The organism is Pseudoalteromonas sp. NZS100_1 (genome assembly GCF_015864285.1).
Taxonomy (GTDB): Bacteria; Pseudomonadota; Gammaproteobacteria; order Enterobacterales; family Alteromonadaceae; genus Pseudoalteromonas; species Pseudoalteromonas arctica.
Genome location: NZ_JADYXN010000034.1, coordinates 1 through 24822 on the forward strand (window position 1 = coordinate 1; position 24822 = coordinate 24822).

At 39.6% G+C, this 24822-nt stretch carries 24 protein-coding genes and 2 pseudogenes; 10 read left to right on the forward strand and 16 right to left on the reverse strand.

Features of this window, described 5'->3' with window-relative positions; all coding sequences use genetic code 11:
- Window positions 1–75 precede the first annotated feature (75 nt).
- The 3 genes and pseudogenes from I6F66_RS17830 to I6F66_RS17840 form a co-directional block, all read right to left on the reverse strand.
- Window positions 76–1167 (reverse strand): annotated as a pseudogene (locus tag I6F66_RS17830) (TonB family protein); the annotation flags it as partial.
- Between the two features lie 9 nt (window positions 1168–1176).
- The gene (locus tag I6F66_RS17835) at window positions 1177–1551 is read right to left on the reverse strand and encodes a BlaI/MecI/CopY family transcriptional regulator (RefSeq protein WP_007580531.1); all 375 of its coding nucleotides are present in this window, start codon (window positions 1549–1551) and stop codon (window positions 1177–1179) included.
- A 101-nt stretch (window positions 1552–1652) separates the two neighbouring features.
- Complete coding sequence (locus I6F66_RS17840) at window positions 1653–2345, reverse strand: pseudouridine synthase (RefSeq protein ID WP_165729334.1); 693 nt, start codon at window positions 2343–2345, stop codon at window positions 1653–1655.
- A 109-nt stretch (window positions 2346–2454) separates the two neighbouring features.
- Between I6F66_RS17840 and I6F66_RS17845 the strand changes: the two genes are divergently transcribed.
- Both I6F66_RS17845 and I6F66_RS17850 read left to right on the forward strand, forming a co-directional pair.
- A complete protein-coding gene (locus I6F66_RS17845; RefSeq protein ID WP_024609954.1) occupies window positions 2455–2760 on the forward strand; it encodes a DUF6482 family protein in 306 nt (101 codons plus the stop codon).
- A gap of 41 nt (window positions 2761–2801) precedes the next feature.
- A complete protein-coding gene (locus I6F66_RS17850) occupies window positions 2802–3209 on the forward strand; it encodes a GNAT family N-acetyltransferase (RefSeq protein ID WP_165729333.1) in 408 nt (135 codons plus the stop codon).
- A gap of 10 nt (window positions 3210–3219) precedes the next feature.
- On the opposite strand, the gene I6F66_RS17855 is transcribed toward I6F66_RS17850, so the two are convergent.
- From I6F66_RS17855 to I6F66_RS17890, 8 genes are all read right to left on the reverse strand, one after another.
- Complete coding sequence (locus I6F66_RS17855; RefSeq protein ID WP_039486892.1) at window positions 3220–3576, reverse strand: HopJ type III effector protein; 357 nt, start codon at window positions 3574–3576, stop codon at window positions 3220–3222.
- 21 nt (window positions 3577–3597) lie between these two features.
- Window positions 3598–4701, reverse strand: coding sequence for a retroviral-like aspartic protease family protein (locus tag I6F66_RS17860; protein ID WP_197209537.1), 1104 nt, complete (start codon window positions 4699–4701; stop codon window positions 3598–3600).
- A 187-nt stretch (window positions 4702–4888) separates the two neighbouring features.
- The gene (locus tag I6F66_RS17865; protein WP_197209538.1) at window positions 4889–5596 is read right to left on the reverse strand and encodes an HAD-IA family hydrolase; all 708 of its coding nucleotides are present in this window, start codon (window positions 5594–5596) and stop codon (window positions 4889–4891) included.
- A gap of 10 nt (window positions 5597–5606) precedes the next feature.
- Window positions 5607–6551, reverse strand: a complete 945-nt coding sequence (locus I6F66_RS17870; RefSeq protein WP_007580545.1) for a tyrosine recombinase XerC — start codon at window positions 6549–6551, stop codon at window positions 5607–5609.
- The gene (locus I6F66_RS17875) at window positions 6548–7159 is read right to left on the reverse strand and encodes a DUF484 family protein (protein WP_165739323.1); all 612 of its coding nucleotides are present in this window, start codon (window positions 7157–7159) and stop codon (window positions 6548–6550) included. The genes I6F66_RS17870 and I6F66_RS17875 overlap by 4 nt, the downstream gene beginning before the upstream one ends.
- On the reverse strand, window positions 7156–7986 hold the full coding sequence (gene dapF / locus I6F66_RS17880) for a diaminopimelate epimerase (protein ID WP_024589649.1): 831 nt from the start codon (window positions 7984–7986) through the stop codon (window positions 7156–7158). The genes I6F66_RS17875 and dapF overlap by 4 nt, the downstream gene beginning before the upstream one ends.
- Window positions 7987–8050: 64 nt before the next feature.
- Window positions 8051–9304: a diaminopimelate decarboxylase gene (gene lysA / locus I6F66_RS17885; protein WP_165739325.1), complete on the reverse strand. Its 1254-nt coding sequence runs from the start codon at window positions 9302–9304 to the stop codon at window positions 8051–8053.
- Entirely contained in the window at window positions 9305–9499 is a 195-nt protein-coding gene (locus tag I6F66_RS17890) for a lipoprotein (RefSeq protein WP_166419563.1), read from the reverse strand.
- 157 nt (window positions 9500–9656) lie between these two features.
- Here I6F66_RS17890 and cyaY point away from each other — a divergent pair, with 157 nt between their 5' ends.
- From cyaY to add, 8 genes are all read left to right on the forward strand, one after another.
- Complete coding sequence (cyaY, locus tag I6F66_RS17895) at window positions 9657–9980, forward strand: iron donor protein CyaY (RefSeq protein WP_007377335.1); 324 nt, start codon at window positions 9657–9659, stop codon at window positions 9978–9980.
- A complete protein-coding gene (locus I6F66_RS17900) occupies window positions 9977–10633 on the forward strand; it encodes an alpha/beta hydrolase (RefSeq protein WP_165739330.1) in 657 nt (218 codons plus the stop codon). Before cyaY ends, I6F66_RS17900 begins: the two co-directional genes overlap by 4 nt.
- 22 nt (window positions 10634–10655) lie before the next feature.
- Complete coding sequence (locus I6F66_RS17905; protein WP_165729327.1) at window positions 10656–11633, forward strand: DUF2914 domain-containing protein; 978 nt, start codon at window positions 10656–10658, stop codon at window positions 11631–11633.
- A 35-nt stretch (window positions 11634–11668) separates the two neighbouring features.
- Window positions 11669–12607, forward strand: coding sequence for a hydroxymethylbilane synthase (gene hemC, locus I6F66_RS17910; protein WP_165739333.1), 939 nt, complete (start codon window positions 11669–11671; stop codon window positions 12605–12607).
- Window positions 12608–14455 carry a uroporphyrinogen-III synthase gene (locus tag I6F66_RS17915; protein ID WP_165739335.1) on the forward strand — a complete coding sequence of 616 codons (1848 nt, stop codon included), beginning with the start codon at window positions 12608–12610 and terminating at the stop codon, window positions 14453–14455. It abuts the gene before it with no gap.
- On the forward strand, window positions 14452–15561 hold the full coding sequence (locus I6F66_RS17920) for a heme biosynthesis HemY N-terminal domain-containing protein (protein WP_007580562.1): 1110 nt from the start codon (window positions 14452–14454) through the stop codon (window positions 15559–15561). Before I6F66_RS17915 ends, I6F66_RS17920 begins: the two co-directional genes overlap by 4 nt.
- A 51-nt stretch (window positions 15562–15612) precedes the next feature.
- Window positions 15613–18300 (forward strand): CHASE domain-containing protein, encoded by a 2688-nt coding sequence (locus I6F66_RS17925; protein ID WP_165739337.1) that lies wholly within the window; start codon window positions 15613–15615, stop codon window positions 18298–18300.
- A gap of 126 nt (window positions 18301–18426) precedes the next feature.
- Window positions 18427–19428 carry an adenosine deaminase gene (gene add / locus I6F66_RS17930; protein ID WP_024592609.1) on the forward strand — a complete coding sequence of 334 codons (1002 nt, stop codon included), beginning with the start codon at window positions 18427–18429 and terminating at the stop codon, window positions 19426–19428.
- Window positions 19429–19486: 58 nt separating this feature from the next.
- On the opposite strand, the gene I6F66_RS17935 is transcribed toward add, so the two are convergent.
- From I6F66_RS17935 to I6F66_RS17955, 5 genes and pseudogenes are all read right to left on the reverse strand, one after another.
- Entirely contained in the window at window positions 19487–19897 is a 411-nt protein-coding gene (locus I6F66_RS17935) for a CBS domain-containing protein (RefSeq protein ID WP_007580571.1), read from the reverse strand.
- Between the two features lie 168 nt (window positions 19898–20065).
- Window positions 20066–20779: an NAD(P)H-flavin reductase gene (fre, locus tag I6F66_RS17940; RefSeq protein ID WP_166419571.1), complete on the reverse strand. Its 714-nt coding sequence runs from the start codon at window positions 20777–20779 to the stop codon at window positions 20066–20068.
- A 109-nt stretch (window positions 20780–20888) separates the two neighbouring features.
- Entirely contained in the window at window positions 20889–22355 is a 1467-nt protein-coding gene (gene ubiD / locus I6F66_RS17945) for a 4-hydroxy-3-polyprenylbenzoate decarboxylase (RefSeq protein WP_197176480.1), read from the reverse strand.
- Between the two features lie 71 nt (window positions 22356–22426).
- Window positions 22427–24457 (reverse strand): annotated as a pseudogene (locus tag I6F66_RS17950) (methyl-accepting chemotaxis protein).
- Window positions 24458–24523: 66 nt separating this feature from the next.
- Complete coding sequence (locus I6F66_RS17955) at window positions 24524–24805, reverse strand: MliC family protein (protein WP_165729321.1); 282 nt, start codon at window positions 24803–24805, stop codon at window positions 24524–24526.
- Window positions 24806–24822: the final 17 nt, after the last annotated feature.

Genomic DNA, 24822 nt, shown 5'->3' on the forward strand with positions numbered 1-24822 from the left:
GCTTAAGTTACAAGCCATCCTGGAAGGCTACGATTTAGCAAAATCTCTTGAGCCAGACTTGTGATCAAGAGACAGCTGTCTTAGCGCCTTTTTAGCTTCACGGTCAAATATGGCTTCAGGCTTTGCACTAACAACAGAAACATTAGCGGTTTCACCATTGGGAGTTATATCGTACTTTAATACCACTGAGCCGCTGATGCCTTGTTGAGCTGCTTGTATTGGATAAAGGGGTTCAATACGCATTGTCGGTGAAATGTGATCCTCTTTAGTCATTGCCTCTGGTTGCTTTGCAATCGCTAATCCACTTAGCATACTTGCGGCTACAAGTAATAAGCCACCTTTAGCAAGCTTTGAACGCTCCCCACTGTGTTTTATATTAGTTAGTCGTTGTAACATGGTTTTTTTATCTCCGTAGTGTGAATAAGCCATAAGTCCTGTGGGCGCATTTGCCGCGCAGTTTATTAAGGCTTTGCTATATAAAATATGTTGTTGTGTGGTTTTATTGCTAAGTACCCGTTCATCACAAGTCAGCTCTTGTAGTCGGCGCATGCTTGCGTAACAAAACCAAGCTAGTGGGTTAAACCAAAGTAAAATAGTAGGTAGTAACATAAGTGCGTTTGTTAGGTTGTCTTTGCGTTTTATGTGTACGTTTTCGTGCTCTAAAATAAGCGCTAATGTGGCTTTATCAAACTGGGTATTGTAGTTACTCGGTAACACCAGCTTGCTGTTTAAAATACCGACCACCATTGGCGTGGCTACATGTTGGCTGGTATAAGTTTTAACATCAGCGGTAAGAGTGCCTTCAAATTGTGTTAACTCAGTTAACTGCAGGCTTTTAACAAAACGGGTATGTGTAATAAAACTAGCTATTAATAACCCTGCGGTAATAAGTACATACATGAGCGCCCAGCTAATACCCATTTCATGTGTAAAAGGCTGGTTAGGGGTGATTAAGTAATGGCTAATATTGCTATTTTGCAGTGGTTTAATCGCATTTGGTAAATTAGCAATCACCAATGCCGCAGGTAATAGCCATGCTAATTTATATACAAACCGCGAGCCAAGGGCTTTTAAACCAAATCGCTCGAGTAAAATAAATCCACAAAACAAAATGCTTAATAGTAATTGCTGCTCAATCAACCAATTAAAACCAGTTTGAATAACCATGTTAATCCCTTACTTTTGGTTTTTTTCCCAGTCATCTATAACTTTTTTAAGCTCGTTTATATCTTGCTGAGAAAGCTGCTCCGATTTAGCAAAACCGCTTACAAGTGGCGCAATACGTCCACTAAAAAAGCGCTCAATAAAGTTTTGGCTTTCTTTTAAGGTGTAGTCGGCGCGCTCCATACACGGCATATAAATATACTGACGACCTTCTTTTTCAAATGTAAGTGCGCCTTTTTTTACTAGTCGACCTAGTAGGGTTTTAATGGTTTTTTCGTGCCATTGCTTATCGTCGCTTAAGCGCTCAATTATTTGGCTCGCGGTGGCGGGGTAGTTAATCCAAAGTGCGTCGAGCACGTCAAACTCTGCTTTTGATAACTCAATCATGCTATTGCCTACAAATGTAATCTTTAATTAAAGACTACACCTGTAATCTGTAATTGCAAGTTTATTTTTAACTTTTTGAGATGTAATTAAGTGACTTGGTATTAGATTTTTGAAATATCGTTTTTATTAATTTGTATATATTGGTTTTCAGGTAGGTTTAGTTTTGAAAGGGTGAGGTCACTAAATTGCACTCTAAATAAATCAATTACTTTATATCCGCAATAATGCGCCATTTTACGTATTTGTCTGTTTAGCCCTTGTTTTAAAACAATACTAAACTGATTGCTGGCTATTTTATTTACTTCACAAGGCAGGGTTATGTGTTTATCAACGGGTACGCCTGCTGCCATTTTTTTACAAAAAGCATCGTCTAAAGGCTTATTTACGGTGACTAAATAATGTTTAGACTGGTGGAAGTCAGGATGTATTAGTTGATTACAAAAATCCCCATCGTTGGTCAAAATAAGCAAACCGCGAGAGTCTTTATCTAATCGACCAATAGGGTAAACGCGGGTGAGTGTGGGCAAATGGTGAATAAGGCTGGCAGGGTCATCAATATTTAATTTGCAGTCAATACCTACTGGTTTGTGGTACGCAAAATAAACTAAATCGGCAGCACCTTTAATTTCTTTTTCGTTCACTATTACAATGTCTTGCTCATCAACGTGATCTATATGATTCGCTGGGCGATTATTTACAGTCACAACACCTTCATCAATTAAACGCGATGCCTGTTTACGAGAACAAATACCTGCATGGGCAATATATTTAGCGAGTCGGATTTTTGTGCTCATAACGTGTGACGCCAGCGGCTAATAAAAATTTGATCGTGATTATAGCAAAGCTGCGTATCGATAATGTTAAATAACCTGAACTCAGGTTAAATATAAAAAGGTAATCAAGATGGGTATTAAATTTTCACAGTTAAAAAAGCACGAGCCGCTACAAAAAGTCATTGTTCACTCGTTAGATATGGCGCTTTATCAAGTATCAGTAATGATTAATAACGTTGAATACTATGTAACAGAAGACAGCGGTGAGTTTTTAAGAGCGCTAAGCCCACTGCATGTTCAAAAGCGTTTTGATAAAATAGCCTATGCGGGAATGGTACTGCGCCAAACAAGCGCTTACGACGAAATGTGCGGACAGCCCGAAAAAACCGGCAGTAATATGCTCGAAGTACCTTACGGTAAAAACAACCTGTATTGATAGAACTAGTTTGCTAGTATCTGCTCCTTTAAGGGCGGAACATGTATCAATTAAAAGCAGATAATACCGACGCGTTAAACTCAGCGCTTCGCACAAAAATGGTTGAATTTAATGCCCAGCATTTTGATGCGCAAAGAGTGCCATTAGGCTATAAATTTACAGATGAGCAAGGCGAGCTTGTTGCCGGTATTAGTGGGTGTGTATTTGGAAATTGGCTGATGATTAGTTGGCTTTGGTGTAGCGATGTAGCGCGAGGTCAAGGGCTTGCAGATAAGTTGCTAACGGCACTTGAACAATCAGCTATTGAACTAGGTGCAACGACCGCTCAGCTTGATACGCTAGATTTTCAAGCAAAACCCTTTTATGAAAAGCGCGGTTATAGTGTTAAGTATCAACTTAATAATTATCCGCGCTCTGGTACGCGCTATTTTATGGAAAAGCCGCTTTAATTTTTGCTGACTATTTTGCTTTTAGTGGCTCGCCTTCAAAGGTAATACCTAAGAATGGCGTTGTCTCTGGCGCTAACATAAAGGTGCGAATGTTCATGTGATCATCACCTTTAGGGTTTTGCAGCACGTCTTCTCGGTAAAACTTACCAAAGCAATCCAACGTATTTTGTTTACTTAAATCGTTTAATTTAGCAAACGCAAAAATTTTACATGAGCCGTTGTTCTCACTCGCAGCGCTAAGTAATCCATGGTTATTAAAGCCACATGCAGTAAAGTCGTAATTTGCTTCAATAACAGCCATTGTATCGGTAAATTGAATGCTTTTTGGGTTTTCAGCAAGTGCTTTTAAATAGTTATTTAGTGTCATGTGTTACCTTTGGATTTTTAATTATTTAGCGCTCAACTCTAGCTCATCTGTTTGCTGATTTATATTGAATTTAAATCGCGATAAAAAGTTCATCCCTAGCAAACCTTGTCCGCGTGTGTTTTCAATGCTCAACACTTCAAAACCATAAATAATTTGCGAGCCCACTTTAAACGATTCAATTTGATAACGTTTTACAACAATTTGACCGTTAGCTGTGTTTACCGTTACATCGCCTAAATACAAAGGTTGTGGCGAAATTTGCTCAATTATACTTGTAGGTAGTGAGGTGATGCTTGCGCCTGTATCAATCATTAGTTCGGTCGATAGATTGTTATTTATTTCGGTGTTTATTAAGTAATGCGCGCCGTAAGGCGTTAAAGCAACAAAGTCGTCTTGCGATTGTGCTTTATTGATCATAGCTTGCAGTGTTTGCACTTGGCTTTTTAGATTGTGCTGGTTTGGCATTCGATCAAGCGTTGCTTGTGCACTAATTAAATCGCCTTGCTGAAAGTAGGCGTACGCAAGCGGATATAAAAACTGCGCGTTATCGCTTTTATAATCAAGCCAAATTTGTGTTTGCTCAATAATAGCTTGCCAATTTTGTTGCTCAGTTAATGTGTGTAATTCGTTTTTAGTGAGCGTATTTAAACGTGTATTTACGTTGTTTTGCTGATCAGCAGGTAGTAATGAATTCAGCTCAAATAAAGCAATAATGGCGTTTTGTGTTTGCTCGCTATTTATTAAATACTCAACCTGTAAATTAAGTATTTCTACGTTGTAAGGGCTGTTATTTAATAGCGCATTGAGAAGCGATTCGCTGAGTAATAAATTGCTATTTAGCCATGTTTTAAGCTGTATCAGCCACGATGAATAAAGGTTTTTTGCACTCTCTGGATTGCTGTTTTTGAGTTGTTGATAGCTACTAAGTGCGGCTTCAAATTGGTGTTGTTTAAATTGCTGCTTTGCCGTATTTAGTAACGTATTTTGTTGTTTAGGCGATATGCTTTGCTGGGCACTTTGCGTTTTTTGTGGTGTAGTTAACGCAGGCTGCGGCCATAATAAATAAGCGTTAAGGCTAAGCGAGCCAATTAATAGCAAGGTGATTAGCTTGGTATAGTGGCTCATTGTGACCTCTTATTTTTAAACGAGTTTATACCAATTTTATTAAAACATGATCATTTTATTGCATTAAATAACTCACTAACTGCGTTAAAAATTATTTATATAGAACAACTATATGTCACAATTTTCGCCTTGTTATTGTGCTATTTTCTTAGCGCTATAATAGAACACTTATTTAATGCAATTGGTATTATTTAATAAAGTGCGTTAAGGCGTGGATGTTGACTATTTCAATATCAGCCAGCCCTTTATAAGCATAATTGGCGCCTTGATCGTTTAACCATACCGATTGGCAACCGGCATTATTTGCGCCTTGTACGTCGGTGTCTAGGCTATCGCCAATGTGTAAAATTTCACTTTTAGCAACGTTTAAATGTGTGGCTGCTTTATCAAATAAGGTGCTGTGAGGTTTTGCTTTACCGTGCATACCTGCTTGTAATACTAGCTCAAATTTGTTGTGTAAGTTAAAGCGTTCAATTTCAACGTTACCGTTAGTAATCGCAACAAGCGTAAAGTGTTTGGCTAGGTTATCTAGTAAGTTTAGTACGTCATCGCTTACGACTATGTTGCTGCGCGCATCGGCAAAGGCGTTATAGGCGGCATTTGCATGGCGCTCTACATCATCTGCGGTAAACCCAAGTTTAGAAAGCGCTAAACGTAGGGTGTGTTTGCGCCATTTAGTTACATCATCTGCGAGATCTGGGTTTTGTATTACGGCAAGTTCGCGACATAGTTGCCAGTACTTTGGACCTTGCTCTTGATAGCCCGGTAGCGCGTTTAAATAATTTTGTTGGGCTTTAACGGCTGCTTTTATAATAGGGTGATTGCTGTATAGCGTGTCGTCTAAATCAAAGCTCATGACAGAAAATGGCTTAATAGCACGATTAAATCGGATCATATTTATTTTCCTAATCAGTTCGTTTTTTTGCGCGAGGGTGAGTGTTGTCGTACACCTTGGCTAAATGTTGAAAATCTAAATGCGTATACACTTGTGTAGCCGACAAACTGCTGTGCCCTAGTAATTCTTGCACGGCGCGTAAATCACCAGATGATTCTAAAATATGTGACGCAAACGAGTGGCGCAGCTTATGCGGGTGAACCTGCGAGCTAATGCCTTGTTTTATTCCCCACTCTTGCATGCGTAGGCGCACTTGGCGAATCGAAATACGATTTTTTTGGCTACTTAAAAATACTGCTATTTCATCGGGCTTTGTAAATTGAGGGCGTATTGTGAGCCATTTTTTTAATGCGTCTAACGCTTTTTTACCCACCGGAATTAATCGCTCTTTATTGCCTTTACCACGCACTAAAATTTCGCCATTAGCGGCACTAATATCTTGCATATTAGCGCCAACTAACTCACTAATACGCAGCCCTGATGAATACATTAACTCCATCATTGCCTTATCTCTAATTGCGAGAGGCTCGTCGTCGGGTATTTCGAGCAAGCGGGCCATTTGATCTACATCGAGATTTTTAGGTAAAGGTTTTGCAAACTTAGGGCCTTTTATACCCACAGCAGGATTATGATAATGCGATTGCTCGGCAATGTTTTTTGCTTTTAAAAACTTATACAAACTGCGAATGCAGCTGAGCTTTAAACTAATAGTACGCCCACTTAATTGTTTTGAGCGCAGCGCCATGCTGTAGCGGCGAATATGCTCGCCTTGCACGCCAAACCAGTCGTCACATAATTTACTAAAATAGAGGGCTGCAAAACCAAGTTGGCTTACATATTGGTTTACGGTGTGTGCTGAATATTGTTTTTCGAACTTTAAATAATCGCTAAATAGCGTTATGGGTGTGCGCCAGTTATCGCTTAATTGAGTAATATTAGGCGCATCGTCACTCATGCTAGTTTTTGTAACCGCAGGTGTAATGCGTTTATAAAGTCGAGTACAAAAAGGTTATCTTGAGCGGGCTCAAAGTGGTTTACGTTATTACTACCAAAGGCCAAAATAGCGATAGGGTGTGTAGTGTCGCCAATTAAATAAATAGCAGCAGATTGTGTATCTTCACTAAATAATTGTTCGCGTTCTTGCTGATTAATACGCCCTAAATAATGCCCAGAATGGGTAAGGCGATGTGCAATAAGTTCGTCGTATTCGGGATTATATTTTACTAATTTGCAGTCGTTAACATCTTCACTTGAGCAAATTATATTGCGCAGGTTATTTGCTAGCGTATCAAAGTCGTCATGATTCCAAAGCTGGCGATGGCACTGGCTAAACAAACGATATACAAGCTCGTTTTGCGTTGCATGCTTGCTCATCGCGTCTATTTGGCTTTTTAAAAGCGTGTTGTGCTCGCGTAATTGGCGTTGCTGAATATGTACCAGCGACGTTGCACCTTGAGCTTGTTGGTGCAGCTCAAGTTGTGCGAGTAGCTCCGGGTGTTGAACCAAAAAATCAGGATGTTGCTGCAAGTAATCAATAACCTGTTCTTTACTTAGCTCGCTCATAGCGCTACTTGTCCGTCGAATACGTGCTCTGCGGGGCCTGTCATGCGTACAGGGTGACCTTCGCCACTCCAACGTACTTGCAAGCTACCGCCTGGTAAATCTACTTGAACGGTTGTTGATAACTTATTTTGCATATGACCAATAACCATTGCTGCACATGCGCCTGTGCCACAGGCTAGGGTTTCGTTAACGCCTCGCTCCCATACCCTTAATTTAATGTGTTCTTGCGATACAACCTGCATAAAACCAATATTCGCTTTTTGCGGAAAGCGTTCGTGGTTTTCAAGCAATGGCCCCAATATATCAACTTGCGCGGTGGTTACGTCGTCAACTTCTAGTACGCAATGCGGGTTACCCATAGATACCGCGCCACTAAATACAGTGTGTTCCTCGGTTCTAATAATATAAGTAAGCTCGCGCTTGCTTGCTTTTAAAGGGATTTTACTGGGTTCAAAGTTAGGATGACCCATGTTAACCGTCACTTGACCGTCTTTTTCTATGTAGAGCGTTAAGTTGCCCGACTTGGTCGACACAGTAATTTTGTGCTTGTTAGTAAGGCCTTTCATGCGTACAAAGCGGGCAAAACAGCGTGCGCCGTTACCGCATTGTTCTACTTCGGTACCATCGGCATTAAAAATTCGATAATGAAAGTCGAGATCAGGAGAATATGGCGCTTCAACCATCAGCAATTGGTCAAAGCCAATGCCAAAATGGCGATCTGCCAGTTTTTTGATTTGATCTCGCGACAAAAAAACATTTTGTGTAATGTTATCAATTACAACAAAGTCGTTGCCTAAGCCGTGCATTTTGGAAAAATTAACTAACATAGCGCTCTAATTCGGTTTTGCTCTGTGCTAATCATGCCACAGAGCAGCGTCGTAACAAAAACGTTTATGGTAAAATTTTCTCACCTTGATAAAGGCTTTCAATAGTTTCGCGTTCACGAATAAGGTGATGATGCTCACCATCTACCATTATTTCTGCAACACGCGGGCGCGAGTTGTAGTTTGAACTCATGGTAAAGCCATATGCACCAGCACTTCGCTGTGCGAGTAAGTCGCCTTGTTTAAGCGCTAGTTCACGATCTTTTCCTAAAAAGTCGCCGGTTTCGCACACCGGACCCACAATATCAAAGTTGTGAGTAGGTGTTTCGTCGTCGCGAACTGATACCGGAATGATTTTTTGCCACGCTTGATAAAGCGCAGGGCGAAGCATGTCGTTCATACCTGCATCTACAATGGCAAAAAATTTGTCTTGGTTTTGTTTAATAAATTCAACTTGAGTAACTAAAATACCTGCGTTAGCTGCAATAGCGCGCCCTGGCTCAAAAATTAGTTCAAGGTGTTTATAGTTAGCTAAGCGCTCGGTAACTTGCGCTGCATATTCACTTGGGTGCGGTGGTTGCTCGTTGTTATATGGCACGCCTAAACCGCCACCAATATCTAAGTGAGTTAGCTCAATACCGTTGGTTTTTAGCTCATCAATAAGCGCCATGAGTTTATCAAGGGCTTCTAAAAAGGGTCTTACTTCAGTTAATTGAGAGCCAATATGGCAATCAACACCAATTATTTTTAAACCAGGTAAAGCCGCTGCTTGTTGATAAACACTCACCGCCGTTTGAATATCAATACCAAATTTATTTTCTTTTAAGCCGGTAGAAATATACGGGTGTGTTTTTGCATCTATATCGGGGTTTACACGAATAGAAATAGGCGCTTCTAAATTAAGCTCACAAGCAACTTCTGAAATTCGCTCAAGCTCAGAGGCTGATTCAACGTTAAAGCATTTAATACCTAACTTTAATGCGTACGCTATTTCGTCAGACGTTTTAGCCACGCCCGAAAAAACCACTTTAGAGGCATCGCCTCCTGCTTTAATTACACGTGCAAGTTCGCCTTTAGATACAATATCGAAACCCGATCCTAAGCGCGCTAATATATTAAGTACGGCTATATTTGAGTTTGCTTTAACGGCGTAACACACCAAGCTTTTATGATTTTTAGTGGCGTTAGCAAACGCTAGGTAATGGCGCTCAAACGTAGCACGCGAGTATACATAACAAGGTGTGCCGTATTGCTGCGCTATGCTTGCCACACTTACGTCTTCGGCAAATAATTGGTTGTTTTTGTAGTTAAAATAATCCATTTATTGCTCCTGACTTTGCTGTGTTTTTGCTTGCTCAGCGGTAGTGGCTGGCTTAGCTGTATTTTGAGGTTGGTTTTGCTCTGTTTGTTGTTCTGGTAAATATAGCGGACCGCTCTGCCCACAGCCAGCTAAGGCGCTTAACAGTACAGTGCTTATTAATAGTTTTTTTAATTGTAAGGTATGCGTCGCTTTCATTAGATTAATATGGTTGCTGGCTTTATAATCGCAGAGTAACAGAATATCTAAAAAATGCAGCTATTCGCGGATGATTTTATTCCTGTTACACTAACAGTACACTTTTAAAGCTAAAACGTACCCAATATTAGGCGGCTCGCCTGCAAAGGAAATAACAATGACTGAACACGAATATCACCAATTAGCCGAAGCTCTTATGTTCACTATTGAAGAGCAAGTTGATGATTGCGAAGCTGATTTAGATTACGAATCGGCACAAGGTATTTTAGAAATTATTTTTCCTGATAAAAGTAAAATAGTAATCAATAAACAAGCGCCTCTTCATCAAGTATGGGTTGCGACTAAGTTTAACGGTCATCATTTTGAAATGCGTGATGGGTTATGGATTGATAACCGTTCGGGTGCAGAATTTTGGGCGTTTATAAATGAAGCATCAACTCGCCAAGCAGGTCAAGAAGTTAAGTGGCAATCAACACTATGAGTTTAGAGTTTGTAGAATACCCAGCTCAAAGCGAGCATAAAGCAACGGTTATTTGGTTACATGGCTTAGGCGATTCTGGGGATGGTTTTGCACCAGTGGCTCCGCAGCTTAATTTACCAAGTGAACTGGGTATACGGTTTGTTTTTCCGCATGCACCAATGCAACCGGTCACCATAAATGGTGGTATGGAAATGCGCTCTTGGTACGATATTAAATCTATAGAATTAGATAAGCGTGCCGATGAACAAGGCGTAAGAGATTCGGCTGCTAAAGTAGAAGAGCTAATCAACAAAGAAATTGCTAATGGCATACCCGCTAATAAAATTATTTTAGCTGGTTTTTCTCAAGGTGGTGTGGTGTCGCTACATTTAGCGCCGCGCTTTGAGCAAAAACTTGGGGGTGTTATGGCGCTTTCTACTTATATGTGTGTGCCGCAAAAATTTGCTGATGAAGCAAAACATACCGATTTAAATGTATTTATGGCGCATGGTAGTCAAGATAACGTAGTACCGCATAGCGCGGGAAGAAGTGCGTTTGAAGTATTAACAGCACATAACATGGATGTAAGCTGGCAAGAATACCCAATGGCTCATCAAGTTTGCGCAGAAGAATTGCAAGCTATTCGCCAATGGTTAATTGCTCGTTTAAGCTAATTTTGGAACCGCTGAGGTCAATATGAGTCAAAAAATAGTTATTAAAGCAAATGTTAAACGCGAACTACAAGAGAGTGTACCAACGGTAAGCTACGAGTGGAATTGGCGTCGTATTGTGAGTATTGCTATGTTGGTATTAATGACCTCTGCAGCAGTTGTATATGGCTTAACAACCTCAGCCAGTGCAGAGCAAGGTGAGCATCCAAATGAGCAGGAGCAATTTTTAAGCTTTAGCAGTAACGCTCAAAACCAGACAAACGTTGAAGTAACGGATGTTGAGCCTGAATCATCAATAAACAACATTCCTAACGAGTCCGCAGAGATAACGCAAACGAGCATTGAACCGTTATTAGCTGCGCAGAATGAAGTTGAGCAAAGCATATCAAATAATGCACCTGATAAAGTGAATCCAGTAAATAATGATACAGTTTTATTAGCTAGCAACGATATTGTGATTGATCAAAGTGAGAGTATTAATACAGAGTTAAACTCAAACCTTGATAATGATGCGCAGGAAGAAACCGAAGAAGCTGAAAATATAGCTGAGTATGCTGATCAGAGTGACTTACTTTTAGATCAAAAAAGCGATGATGGTGCATTGAGTGGTACTGAAGGTTTTTCGCCTACAGCACAAGTGGCAAGTGTGGCATTAGGCGCGCAAATAGACACAGATAAAATTAGCCGTGCGGTACTTACTCGTAAAGTAAGTAAGCGTGAGCCTACTAATGTGTTTGCGGCAGATATTAGGTTAAGTCAGTTTGATGAAGGGTTATCGTTTTTTAGCGAGATTAAAAACCTTCAAGGGCAGCAAGTTAAACATGTTTGGACGTTTGAAGATGAAACTATGGCTGAAATTACACTCAATGTTACTTCGCCTCGCTACAGAACCTACTCAACAAAAAATATTATGGACACACAAACAGGCCACTGGCGTGTTGATGTTGTAGATGAGCAAGGTAATTTAATTGCCCAAAAAGAATTTAGAATTTTAGCTGACTAAAACTAGCTAAACGCAGTAATTAATTGGATACCCTTATGACAGAAAAAACAAAATTAGTACGCATCGCAACTCGTAAAAGTGCTTTAGCACTTTGGCAGGCCGAATTTGTAAAAGCTGAACTTGAGCGTTTTCATGCAGATGTACGCGTAGAATTAGTCCCAATGTCGACGCAAGGGGATATAATTTTAGATACGCCTTTGGCCAAAATTGGCGGTAAGGGTTTATTTGTTAAAGAGCTTGAGCAAGCCATGTTAGATGGCCGAGCTGATATTGCCGTACATTCTATGAAAGACGTACCAGTAGAGTTCCCTGACGGATTAGAGCTGTATACTATTTGTGAGCGTGAGGATCCGCGAGATGCGTTTGTATCAAACAATTTTGCTAATTTAAACGCTCTACCACAGGGCGCTATTGTGGGCACTTCGAGTTTGCGCCGTCAGTGCCAAATTAAAGCACTTCGTCCTGATTTAGATATTCGTGATTTACGCGGTAATGTAAATACGCGTTTAGGTAAGTTAGATGATGGCCAATACGATGCTATTATTTTGGCTGCAGCAGGGCTTATTCGTTTAGAAATGGAGTCGCGTATTGCCGACTATATTGAGCCAGAAGTATCATTACCGGCAAATGGTCAAGGCGCTGTAGGTATTGAGTGCCGTATTGATGATGAAGTAACAAAAGCATTACTTGCACCACTTGAGCATACTCAAACACGTATTCGCGTAAATGCAGAGCGTGCGATGAATCGCCATTTAGAAGGTGGTTGCCAAGTGCCTATTGGTGCTTATGCATTAGTTGATGGCGAGCAGGTACATTTGCGTGGTTTAGTGGGTGCTGTTGATGGCAGCGAAATTTTACGCGACGAAGTAACTGGTCATGTAAATGATGCAGAAAAACTAGGCATTGAGCTTGCTAAAAAATTACTAGCTCAAGGCGCAGACAAAATATTAGCTGAAGTTTATAGAGACGCATAAATGACACATATTCTGATAACTCGGCCCGAAGGAAAAGGCGCAGCCCTTGCACAGCAATTAGAGCAAGCGGGTTATCAGGCGTCTTTGTTTCCGGTATTAAAAATAACGCATTTAACACCCTCTAGCACCGAGCTGAGTCCGCTGTTAAATGCGGACAAAATAATATTTATATCGCAAGATGCAGTCAGTGCGCTTGCGCAACTAAAACCAGATATAAATACAAAAGCGCAGTTTTATGCGGTAGGCCAACAAACAGCCGACACAATATATGAACAATTTGGTGTGCGTGCTGCATTGCCTAAATCTAAGCAATATGATTCAGAGGGGTTACTGGCTCTAAAATCACTTGCTCAGGTTGATGGTAGTAATATAGTTTTGGTTAAAGGACAAGGCGGTCGCCCAGATATAGCAAAAGTGCTTAAAGAGCGCGGTGCTTTTTTAAATAATTGCGTAGTGTACAAACGTGAACCGATAAGTGAATTAGGTGGTAACTGGACTGACCACTGGAAAAGCAATAATGTACACGGTATAGTCATAACAAGTAATGCAGCAGTCGATGCCATTTTTACTCCCCTTGCTGCACCACAACTACAATGGTTACAACAGTGCCAATTTTATGTTGCCAGCGAGCGCATTGCCGCATATTTACAGCAACAACAAGTAAGTTTGGCTAATATACATATTGCAGCAGGAGCTAGCGATGACGCTATGTTTACCTGTATTAATCAGCAAGGTAGCAACATGAGCGAACAGTCAAAGTCAGTTACGGCAGAAAAAGCCACATCAACAATAGCTAACCCGGCCTCAGCTAAATCAGCTAAGCAAGAGCCAGCAGCTACAAAAAATACGACAGAAAAAAACAAACAAAAGGTAAGTAAGGTTGCAGCACTTGCGCTTCTTATTTCGTTAATTGTGGCCTCTGGTGTTGGATACGAGTTTTATCAAAAATTAAATGCGGGTAAGGCGCAAAACCTAGCCGTTAATGAGTTAAGCGAGCAAAATAAGTTACTCGTTCAAGAGCTGCAAGCACTTAAATCGGCGCAATCTAATTTGCAGCAAGCGCTGTTTAATAGTGAGAAAAAAGTAGCCGCAACCCTAAGTGAAAGTGCAGCTCAAAATCAGCAAGAACTAAAAGCAGCCCTGCAAAAAGCGCAGCAACAAGGCTCGTCTTTAAACCCACAAGAAGTAACCAGCTTACAGCGTATGGCTGAATTTAAACTATGGGCTGAAAAAGATTACCAAGGCACTAGTGCTGTTTTAAAGCGCTTAGATGCATTACTTAGCGAACACCCAGGAACAGTTGAAGTTCGCCAAGCTATTATGCAAGACATACAAACACTTGATAGCCTTAAACCTATAGCAACAGAGGCTATTTATTTACAGCTAAACAGTGCACTTAATAGCGTTGATAATTTAGTTTTTAATGCGGTTAACTTGCCAGAAGAAGCGGCTGCAATAGATGAAAATGCTTTAAGTGATGACGTGAGTGATTGGCAGCAAAACCTGAGTAATAGCTGGAATAAAATTGTGGATAGCTTTATTACTATTCGCCAGCACGAAGGTGTTTCCATTGAGCCATTACTTACAGATCAAGAGCGCCATTTAATTAATCAACGAATCAAGCTTAATATAACTCAGGCACAAGATGCACTTATGAGTAAGCAGGCGAGTATTTTCTTTAGCGCCTTAAGTGAAGCAAAACGTTTAGTTGGTGAGTACTTTAAGCAAGACGATGATGCAACCAAAACGGTACTTAAAGCGTTGTCTAAACTCGAAAAAGAGCAGCTTAATTTTAATCCAAAAATAACCTTAAATAGTACACAAAAGGTTAAGGAGTGGGCGCAATGATAGGGCTAATTATTTTAATTGTAGCTATTGTTGTTGTACTAGCGGTTACTCCATTTGTGCTAGATGAAAAAGGTTATGTACTTATTTCATTTAACAATACGACGATAGAAGGCACGATAGTATCGTTTTGTATAATGGCAGTCATTACCGCTGTTGTTTTATATTTAACATATAAGCTAATCCGCTACTTATTATCGATTTATCATAATACTAAACATGGCTTTTTTGCACGTAGCCAAGAGCGCAAACAAGTAGCTATTGAGCAGGCTCTGTGGAGTGCTATTAATGATGATTATGAGCATGTAGAGCAGGCTCTATCGGGTAATAGCGTACCAGATAAGTTTGAAGATATTCGCTTAGCATTACTTGCAAAAGCAGCGCTTGCTAATAATCAAACAGATAAAGCACTTGAGCGTTTATTTGAAATAAGCCCAGAGCATCAATTAAAAGTAGCAAAGCTATGGTTGGCAAGTGGCGACAGTAGCGCGATTGAATCACAAATGCGTATTAGCGCAGAAGCTAAAAAAGCCACCGCACTTGAGTTAAAACTTTATGCAGAAGTATTAGTACAGCAACAACACTTTAGTGCGCTGGAAGATTTTTTGCCGCGTTTATTACGCAAAAAAGCACTTACTGATGCACAGTGGACGCAGTTATTTAGTGCCTACTTTAATGCGTTAGATGCAGACAAACTGAGTGAAAAATATAAACAGCTACCGAAAAAGCTGCAAGCTCATGCCCACACCGCATATTTAATGCAAATGGCGCAAGCAGGTCAATTGGCTGTTATCGAAAGTGACTTAATTAAAATGGTTAAGCATAATGAGCAACACTTAGAGCTTGCCAATATATTAAGTAAAGCAACAGCAGCCGACGCGCCTAAGTTGCAAATAAACATACAAGAACGCCTTAAAAAGGATGATTCAAATAATTCACTATTACTTGCGCTGGCTTGCCTTGCTAATGCTAAAGGTGATTATGACTTAGCAGCTAGAATTTTTGATAAAGCACTGAATAGTGACAATAAAAAACAGTTCTCTGAACAAGCTGTTTTAAGTTATAAAAATAGTGCACAAGCAGAAAAGGCGCTCGTTTTATATCAATAAATGACTACACTATAACTACTTAGCATTTTTTGTAGTTCAGGAGCACAAGCATTGAGAAAGTTTTTAATATTAACCCTTAGCTTGGCTTGTGCTTACTTCTTTACTGGGTATTTTAGCAACTCACTTCTTTCTGTTGATGGCTATGCGGTCGCCTCTTGGCCGCCCTCAGGAATTGCTTTAGCGAGCTTTTTAATTTGGGGACGTAAGTCATTTATTGGCCTTATTCTTGGTGCTTTCTGTACTAACTTAATTCATCTTGATAACACCGTAGATATTCTTCATTTTAATGTGCTTTTACAAGCTATTTGCGTCACTTTAGCCTCTGTTTTACAGGCTTGGATTGGTCGTCAAATCATAGTAAATGTTATAAAGGCTCCACTAGATTTATCTTCTTTAAAACACAGTGTGCAGAGCCTAATAGTAGCAGGGCCAATATGCTGTGTTATTGCTGCAGGTGTGGGAACTAGCTTATTAGCATTGAATAATGTGATCCCTACGCATGCTATTTTTGATAGCTTTATAGCATGGTGGATTGGTGACAGTATCGGTGTACTTATATTTACTCCACTCATGCTCGCAGCCTTTAATTACACGCAAGTACGCCACCGTATGTTGGTAATTTTACCTTCACTATTAATTTATATACTGATCAGCGTTAGTTTTTATGGCGCTGCCAGTGTAAAAAAAGAAAAAGACATTCAAAAGCAAGAAGCCAAAATACTTACTGTGCAAAATGCTATAAGCCAGAAGCTCGATGGTATTACTGCTCACTTAGGATTGTTAGCTACATTTTTTGCTAGTAGTAATGACGTGAACTTTAAAGAGTTTAAACAATTTACTTCAAAGCAGTTGGACTATAGCCAAGAAATTTTAGCATTTGAATGGATACCTTATGTACCAGCAAATAAACTCGCAGATTTTGAAACACATGAAAATACAGCCACAGGCAAAACTTTATACATAAAAGAAAAGTCACTTGATGGAGGTTGGCAACCTGCAGGTACTCGTAGTAATTACTTTCCTGTAAAATATGTATATCCCTTAAAAGATAATGAAGGTGTTTTAGGGTTTGATTTAGCTTCTAGTAAAGTAAGAGGTGCAGCGCTTAGCAAAGCGAAAGAGCTTAATGAACTTGCACTAAGTGAGCCAATTAATTTAGTCCAAAATACAGCTGAAGACGGTGTGCTTTTTTTATATCCTGTTTTTGGAGAGTCGTCTACCGAAGATGATTTTCAAGGTTTTGTGGCAGCGATTGTCAGTCTGAAACGCTTATCGCAAACACTATTATTTGATCACAACAACTCAATTTCAGTCAGTTTTTTTGATACAACGATACCAGGGAAAAAGCAGGCAATTTATATTGCCGATACCGATAACTCGCAAACGCTGTTTAAAGAATATCAATTGTTGATTGGCAAACGCATGTGGCAGGTCGAGTTATATGAACCAATAGTTAGAACGTCTTGGTTAATGTATTGGCTTGCACAAATAGTAGGTATGTTGTTTGTGTGGTTACTGATTACATTTTTGATTTCAGTTACAGGTACAAACATACAAATTCGCGAACAAGTGGCTAAGCAAACGCATACATTACGCAAAGAAAAACAAAAAGCAGATGAAGCGAGTCATATTAAAGGACAGTTTTTAGCAAACATGAGTCACGAAGTCCGTACCCCTATTAACGGTATAAAAGGGCTGCATTATTTAGCGCTGCAACAGAATGATTGGCAACAAGCAAGAAGTTACATTGAACAAGCAGATGGAGCACTGGGTGTTTTACTGCGGGTATTAAACGATGTGCTCGACTTTTCAAAAATGGAAGCAGGCAAGCTAGACTTAATGCAAGAGCCTATTAATGTAGCGAGTTTAGCGGATGAAATGCTTAATTTACTTCAGTTTGAAGCTGACATTAAATCAATAAAGTTAAGTCTAGATTTTGATAAAACATCAAATTTGGTCATTAATACCGATCCAATCCGCTTAAAACAAGTGCTGCTGAATCTGCTCAATAATGCGGTTAAATTTACAGGGGAAGGTGAGATCACTCTGAAAATTTGGCAGTCGAAAAAAATGACTTACTTTAGTATTAACGATACGGGTATTGGTATTAGTAGCGAAGCACAAAAACAATTGTTTAAACCGTTTGCGCAAGCCGATAGCTCAACCTCACGTCAATATGGTGGTACAGGCTTAGGGTTAAGTATTTGCAGAAAGCTGGTTGAGTTAATGGGTGGTGCAATTGATTTAGTCAGTTATGAAGGTAAAGGTTCTACATTTACATTTAGTTTGCCGCTTATATCGCCTTTACCAAAGGCAGAGCAAATTCAACAGCAATACGACGAAATAGATGTAAGTACCTTATCATTCGCAAACTATAAGTTACTTTTAGTCGAAGATAACCCACTTAACCAGCATGTTGCCAGTGCCATTTTAAAAACAAAAGGGTGTATTGCCGACATTGCTAATGATGGTTTTGAAGCCATAGAAAAGCTAACCGAAAATAGCTACGACATTGTTCTTATGGATATTCAGATGCCAAAAATGGATGGACTCCAAGCAACAAAAGTAATTCGTTGTGATTTAGGGTTAATTGATTTACCCATAATAGGGCTATCGGCGAACGCCCATGACGATGACGTTAAAAAGGCATTAGCCTCTGGAATGAATAGTTATATTACCAAACCTATTGATGCAAATACGCTTTTTAAAACTCTTTGGCATTATTTATCAAATAAATAAGTAACGTTATTTTTTGCACAAAAAGCAGACATATGACCGCTTAAACTTAACGCAAACCATATAGACTTGAAAAATAACTATATCTGCGTATCATGCGCGCAAATTTAACTAAACTGGGTTGCTATTATGATCAATAGAAAATTACCTTTGCTAGATATTCACCGTCATTTAGATGGTAATGTACGTGCGCAAACCATATTAGAACTTGGTCGTCAGTTTAATATAGAGTTACCTGCAGATAACGTTGAGGCATTAATTCCTCATGTTCAAGTTATTGACCCTGAGCCAAACCTTATGGCTTTTTTACAAAAGTTAGATTGGGGTGTCACTGTACTTGGCGACTACGATGCGTGTAGACGCATAGCGATTGAAAACATTGAAGATGCACAAGCACAAGGCCTTGATTATGTAGAGCTTCGATTTAGCCCTTACTACATGGCACAAAGCCAAGGTTTACACCCAGAAGGGGTTGTAGAGGCGGTTGTTGATGGTATTAAATCAGCAACAAAGGATGCAAATATAAAAGCTAACTTGATTGGTATTTTATCGCGTACTTATGGCGTAAAAACATGTCAAAAAGAGCTTGATGCTTTACTCGCATTTAAAAATGATTTAGTCGCTGTTGATTTAGCCGGTGACGAAATTGGCTTTCCTGGTGAGTTGTTTGTAGAGCACTTTAAACAAGTACGAAATGCTTATTTAGCTTCGACTATTCATGCTGGAGAGGCACTCGGTGCTCCAAGTATTTGGCAAGCAATTAATGAGTTAGGTGCAAGCCGAATAGGGCATGGCGTTAAAGCTATTGAAGATCCAAAACTAATGGATTACTTACGCGATAACCGTATTGGTATTGAGTCGTGCTTAACAAGTAATATTCAAACCAGTACAGTAAACGATTTAGCTAAGCACCCACTTAAACAGTTTTTAGATCACGGTATTTTAGCGTGTATTAATACTGATGACCCTGCGGTTGAAGGCATTGAAATTGAGTACGAATATACCGTTGCAGCACCTAAAGCGGGCTTATCTCAAGCTGATATGGAAAAAGCCCAAAAAAATGCATTAGAAATAGCATTTTTAAGCGATGGCGATAAAAAAGAACTTTCAGCAATCGTTAGCGCACGTTAACTCTATTTAATACACATTAAAAATGCCGCTTTATAAGCGGCATTTTGTTATCTGCAATTTAGTGTGTTTGGCAGCTCATGTAATTATCGTAAAGTGCTTTAAGTACATCTGCTCGGCTGATCATGCCGATTACTTTAACACCCTCTACAACAGGGTAGTTTTTTGGTTTACCGGGCTGCATTTGCTCTGCAAGCTCAATAATATTGGTATCGCCGCTAACTGTCACTACCTTTGTTTGCATAAGTTGCGATACTTTAACCATCCCATCACAAAAATAACTGCTTTGCGTAAGTGGTTTTAATAGTTCTTGCTCAGATATAAATCCGACTAGGCATTTATCTTTATCAAATACTGGTGCGCCAAGTAGTTTAAATTTTTGTAGTTCTGCTATGGCTGTCGTCATTTCTGTATCGGGTGTTATATTTGGCAACTTGCGTTGCATAAAATCTTTTACTTTTGTATTTAGCATTTGGGTCTCTCCCGCTGATGTTCTATACAAAGTATGGTTTATAGATAGGAATTTAGGAAATTGTTTATATTGATGAGATTGATAGGTTTTAACTATTAAGTATTTATTGTTATATAAAATAAAAGCACCGATTAGGTGCCTTTATTCATAACTGAAAGTTAATTTCAATTATTTGATAAATGCGAATGCATCTGCGTACATGTTTTCACGAATTGCACCATGAGTAATAAAGTCATCACGGACAATACCTATCATGTCAAAACGACCCGCCATATAAATATCGTACGGTTCAAGCGATACAATATCTTGCATTACTGCTTTGTGTACATAACCAGTATGACCTTGCCAATTAGCAGATGGATTTTCTACCACAGGAATAAACTCAAAGTTTTTGTGGCTATCGGCCCATGTTTGCATTTCGGTGTGTGCGTATAAAGCAGACTCTTCTTTTACGCCCCAGTAAAACAATACAGGGCGGTCGCATTTAATCTCAGCTAAGTGATCAGCCATTGATTTTGCGTATGAAAAACCAGTACCGCCGGCAAGTAAAATAATTGGTCGCTCACATTGTAGGCGCAACTGTGAAATACCCAGTCCGGCTTCAATGTCTACTAACTGCCCATCATTATGTGCACTTCTTAAATGTTCCAGCGATTGCATTGCATACGAATCGGCACCTGACGCGCCAATATGCAGTTCTATTGCATCGCACTGTGAAGGGCGGCTAGCTATAGAAAAAGCACGTTTGTCTTTTTCGCCTAACACCAGTTGCATGTATTGGCCAGCTTCAAAGGTCACAGGTTGTTGTGGCTTTAAAATTACTTTATGAACAAATTCTGTAAGTGGGCTGATAGCTACAACTTCAGCTTTTAATGTTTGCATTTTTTACCTTTTAGCAGCGCTTTTAACAGCAGATACGCAATCGAATGAGTCGATTCTAGCATATCTGCAGGGTTATTTTATAGCCTGTTATGTACTTACATATAAACACTTAAAGAATATTAAGGCTTTCCCAAATATCATCTACGCGGTCTTTGGTGTCTTTATCCATAACAATAGGCTCGCCCCATTCACGGGTGGTTTCGCCAGGCCATTTATTGGTAGCATCCATTCCCATTTTTGAACCAAGGCCAGAAACTGGCGATGCAAAATCGAGGTAATCGATAGGTGTGTTCTCTATTAATGTTGTATCGCGAGCGGGGTCCATTCGGGTTGTTATAGCCCAAATAACATCTTCCCAATCACGGGCATTAATATCGTCATCGCACACAATTACAAATTTAGTATACATAAACTGACGTAAGAACGACCAAACGCCCATCATCACGCGCTTAGCATGACCAGGATATTGTTTTTTCATTGTTACAATCGCCATACGGTACGAGCACCCTTCAGGCGGAAGGTAAAAATCGACAATTTCAGGAAACTGCTTTTGTAATATCGGCACAAACACTTCATTAAGTGCTACACCTAAAATCGCAGGCTCATCAGGCGGACGGCCAGTAAATGTGCTGTGATAAATAGGATCTTTACGATGCGTTAAGTGAGTTACCGTCATAACTGGAAAGTCGTCGACTTCATTATAGTAACCGGTATGGTCACCATAAGGGCCTTCTGGCGCCATTTCGCCCGGCATAATGTAACCTTCAAGTACTATTTCTGCACTGGCAGGGACTTGTAGGTCATTGGAAATAGATTTAACAACTTCGGTTCTACTACCACGTAATAAACCAGCAAAAGCATATTCGCTTAATGTGTCGGGTACTGGTGTTACAGCGCCTAGTATTGTTGCAGGGTCAGCGCCTAATGCAACAGAAACCGGATAAGGTTGCCCTGGGTTTTCTTTACACCATTCTAGAAAATCAAGCGCGCCACCACGGTGTGATAACCAGCGCATAATTATTTTATTTTTGCCTAATAGCTGTTGGCGATAAATACCTAAATTTTGGCGCTTTTTATAAGGCCCTTTAGTTACGGTAAGGCCCCAAGTAATTAATGGTGCAGCGTCACCTGGCCAGCAATGCTGAATAGGTAATTTAGTTAAGTCTACATCATCACCTTCTAAAACCACTTGCTGACAAGGCGCTTTTTTAACTTCTTTTGCTGGCATATTAAGCACTTGCTTAAAAATAGGTATAGCGCCTAGGGCTTCTTTAATGCCCTTTGGTGGATCTGGCTCTTTTAAAAAAGCGAGTAGCTTACCTACTTCACGTAGCTCACTAACATCGGTTTGGCCCATGCCCATAGCTACGCGTTTTGGTGTACCAAATAAATTGGTAAGCACTGGCATATCGTAGCCTTTTGGATTTTCGAATAATAACGCAGGGCCTTTTGCACGCAATGTGCGATCAGATATTTCGGTCATTTCAAGATACGGGTCGATTTCTTGGGTGATACGTTTAAGTTCGCCTTTTTTTTCAAGCAAATCGATAAAATCACGTAGATCTTTATATTTCATTGTGGGCCGCTATTAAGCAAAAGAGTTGAAGTATTATACCCATTTCATGCAAGCCAAGTCATTACTTGCACTTAAAACTTAAAGCGCTCTACGGCACTTGTTAAGGAGTGTGCAAGTTGATTTACGTCTTCACTTTCGCTTGCTAGGGTTGTCGCGTTTTTGGCATTCAAGGTTGCTTGCTCTGTCACCTTGGCCATTATTTGTTGAATGTCGTTACTGTTAGTCAATTGCTCATGTGATGCATGAGCAATCTGCTCACTCATCTGATTAACAGACAACAATGTGCTTTTAATACGCTCTACGGCTTTATTTAGTTCAGTGCTGTTTTTAACACATTGCTTGGCTTGGTGTTGGCCATCGGTAATGTGTTCTTGAGTTGTTTGAGTGTGCTGTTGCAATGTTTGGATCATGGTGTTTATTTCGCTAGTCGAGGTCTGTGTACGTGCAGCTAATGATCGAACCTCATCAGCAACTACAGCAAACCCGCGTCCGTTTTCACCCGCTCGCGCTGCTTCAATTGCAGCATTGAGTGCCAATAAGTTGGTCTGCTCGGCAATGCTGCTAATTGTTTCAACAATGGCTTCAATAAGCTGAGTGTGTTGGGCTAGTTCCTCAGTGCTGCCTACTGCTTTATCAAGGCGCTGTAATAAAGTTTCTATACTTAGACTGTTTGTATTAGCAATCTTGTTTACGTCATTGGCAAATTGCGATGCATTGGTTATTTCACTTGATGTTTTATCTGCTTGTTCATAAACCGCTTGTGAGTTAGTTAGCATATTTTGTGCAAGCGATGTTGCCTGTGCGCTTCGCTCCAACTGCTGTTGTGCAACAACCGTCATTTGCTAACCTTTTTCACTGGTTTTAATAGCGCTGCGGTCTAGTTCATGGGCGTCGCTACTAATTGCGCCAATTAACTGGGTAAGGTCTTCACTGAGTTTATTTATGTTATTTAGCAAAGTACCAAATTCATCTTTACTGCGCGGATGGCTTCGCTTTGATAAATCACCTGAGGCGATTCGGGCTAAATCGCGGTTTACTTTTTTAAGCGGTTTTAGCATTGCGCGAGTTGTAAAAATAGAGATAGCGATAATCAATATAATTAAAACAAGCGTAATAATTACTACAGAGCTAATCCCAGTATTTATGGCGGCCTTTGCATTAGTTTGTAAGGCATTAAAGCGCTCATCAGCCAATTTATTAAGTTCAATAAGCTGACCTTCTGTTGTTATAAATTGCTGTTGAAAGTGTTCAAAATTTTGAGCCGCAGCAATAGTACTTTTGAGTACTTTATTTTGTTGGGCATAAATTCCTGTATCGTTGTTAAGTAACTCTCTTAATTGATTAAATTTAGCCGTTAAATTTTTAGCATTAAACGCATTATTAAAGGGTAGCGCTTGTTGCTCTAAATAGGTGAAATTAGGTTGGATGTTATCTAGTAGAAATAGGGTATCTTGCTGATGGCTATTTAAATCATTGATACTTGTAGTTTGAGTAATGCTTTTTATATTATTGCTTAAGTTAAACAATAAATCATCTATACGGGTCGCTGTTCCAAACATCGCATTAAGTAGCGCCTGCTGTTTTGCAGGCACTTCTAAAAGTTCTATATCAAGTAAGTTAGAACTTAAATTGTAAAGTTGCTCGTTAAACGTTGCTGATAATTCTATGGTGGAATTTTGCGCTACAAACTTACTCTCTTTAGCACTAAACATTGCGACACTTACTTTAGTCAGTTGCTCGAAGCCTGCGTTGGTACTGGTGAGTAAATTTTGCATTGTTATTTGTTGATTTAGTTGAGTGCTTAACGAATTGAGCATATCGCTAAATTGTTGTTGCTCAGCTTGCGCCTGTTTTTTATTTTGTTGAAGTAAATCAAGGTTTGCTTGGCTGTAAGCTAAGGCGTTAAATTTAGTAATAGACAGTAATGATAGCCTTAAATCTTTACTGAACTGTTGTACCGGAACTGCTAATTTTTCGGTTCGGGTATTGTTAACGCTAATTTTGTTTAATGACCAATAAAAAAACACACTACTTGTTAGCACCAATAAACCAATGGCTGTAAAAGCTAAAATTATTTTATGTTTGATCGCAATTGAACGCATAACTTCATCACAATAATGGGTCTTTAATTATTGTAGCATTACTGTAATTTATTGGTTGGTTTTGTGTTAAACCTTGATGCACTGTCTTTTTTTACCAGCAATGATTAGCATGGCCTCATTTCCCTTACCCCAAAACAGTACCTCTTCACTTATATATTTATTCCCTGATGCACTTTTTTCGTGATTAAGTACATGCACTTTATTGTTAAAGATAATTTCGGCTTCAGAATTATTAATAATATTGAGTTTTACGCTCTCATCATCGCATTGGTAAGCAGTACTGGTTTGTAAATCACTACATGCGGTTAAGCTTAGTAAAATAGCGATTAATGCTAAATATACTTTCATTTTTTCTCCCATCTTCT

Excerpts from the sequence above, each read along its gene's own strand:
- I6F66_RS17915 (WP_165739335.1), top strand. The coding sequence starts at position 12,608 with ATGACACATATTCTGATAACTCGGCCCGAAGGAAAAGGCGCAGCCCTT.
- I6F66_RS17920 (WP_007580562.1), top strand. The coding sequence starts at position 14,452 with ATGATAGGGCTAATTATTTTAATTGTAGCTATTGTTGTTGTACTAGCG.
- I6F66_RS17860 (WP_197209537.1), bottom strand. The coding sequence starts at position 4,701 with ATGAGCCACTATACCAAGCTAATCACCTTGCTATTAATTGGCTCGCTT.
- I6F66_RS17855 (WP_039486892.1), bottom strand. The coding sequence starts at position 3,576 with ATGACACTAAATAACTATTTAAAAGCACTTGCTGAAAACCCAAAAAGC.
- lysA (WP_165739325.1), bottom strand. The coding sequence starts at position 9,304 with ATGGATTATTTTAACTACAAAAACAACCAATTATTTGCCGAAGACGTA.
- hemC (WP_165739333.1), top strand. The coding sequence starts at position 11,669 with ATGACAGAAAAAACAAAATTAGTACGCATCGCAACTCGTAAAAGTGCT.
- I6F66_RS17865 (WP_197209538.1), bottom strand. The coding sequence starts at position 5,596 with ATGATCCGATTTAATCGTGCTATTAAGCCATTTTCTGTCATGAGCTTT.
- I6F66_RS17935 (WP_007580571.1), bottom strand. The coding sequence starts at position 19,897 with ATGCTAAATACAAAAGTAAAAGATTTTATGCAACGCAAGTTGCCAAAT.
- I6F66_RS17900 (WP_165739330.1), top strand. The coding sequence starts at position 9,977 with ATGAGTTTAGAGTTTGTAGAATACCCAGCTCAAAGCGAGCATAAAGCA.
- I6F66_RS17875 (WP_165739323.1), bottom strand. The coding sequence starts at position 7,159 with ATGAGCGAGCTAAGTAAAGAACAGGTTATTGATTACTTGCAGCAACAT.
- I6F66_RS17850 (WP_165729333.1), top strand. The coding sequence starts at position 2,802 with ATGTATCAATTAAAAGCAGATAATACCGACGCGTTAAACTCAGCGCTT.
- I6F66_RS17840 (WP_165729334.1), bottom strand. The coding sequence starts at position 2,345 with ATGAGCACAAAAATCCGACTCGCTAAATATATTGCCCATGCAGGTATT.
- I6F66_RS17835 (WP_007580531.1), bottom strand. The coding sequence starts at position 1,551 with ATGATTGAGTTATCAAAAGCAGAGTTTGACGTGCTCGACGCACTTTGG.
- fre (WP_166419571.1), bottom strand. The coding sequence starts at position 20,779 with ATGCAAACATTAAAAGCTGAAGTTGTAGCTATCAGCCCACTTACAGAA.
- add (WP_024592609.1), top strand. The coding sequence starts at position 18,427 with ATGATCAATAGAAAATTACCTTTGCTAGATATTCACCGTCATTTAGAT.
- I6F66_RS17845 (WP_024609954.1), top strand. The coding sequence starts at position 2,455 with ATGGGTATTAAATTTTCACAGTTAAAAAAGCACGAGCCGCTACAAAAA.
- I6F66_RS17870 (WP_007580545.1), bottom strand. The coding sequence starts at position 6,551 with ATGAGTGACGATGCGCCTAATATTACTCAATTAAGCGATAACTGGCGC.
- I6F66_RS17905 (WP_165729327.1), top strand. The coding sequence starts at position 10,656 with ATGAGTCAAAAAATAGTTATTAAAGCAAATGTTAAACGCGAACTACAA.
- dapF (WP_024589649.1), bottom strand. The coding sequence starts at position 7,986 with ATGTTAGTTAATTTTTCCAAAATGCACGGCTTAGGCAACGACTTTGTT.
- I6F66_RS17890 (WP_166419563.1), bottom strand. The coding sequence starts at position 9,499 with ATGAAAGCGACGCATACCTTACAATTAAAAAAACTATTAATAAGCACT.
- I6F66_RS17955 (WP_165729321.1), bottom strand. The coding sequence starts at position 24,805 with ATGAAAGTATATTTAGCATTAATCGCTATTTTACTAAGCTTAACCGCA.
- ubiD (WP_197176480.1), bottom strand. The coding sequence starts at position 22,355 with ATGAAATATAAAGATCTACGTGATTTTATCGATTTGCTTGAAAAAAAA.
- cyaY (WP_007377335.1), top strand. The coding sequence starts at position 9,657 with ATGACTGAACACGAATATCACCAATTAGCCGAAGCTCTTATGTTCACT.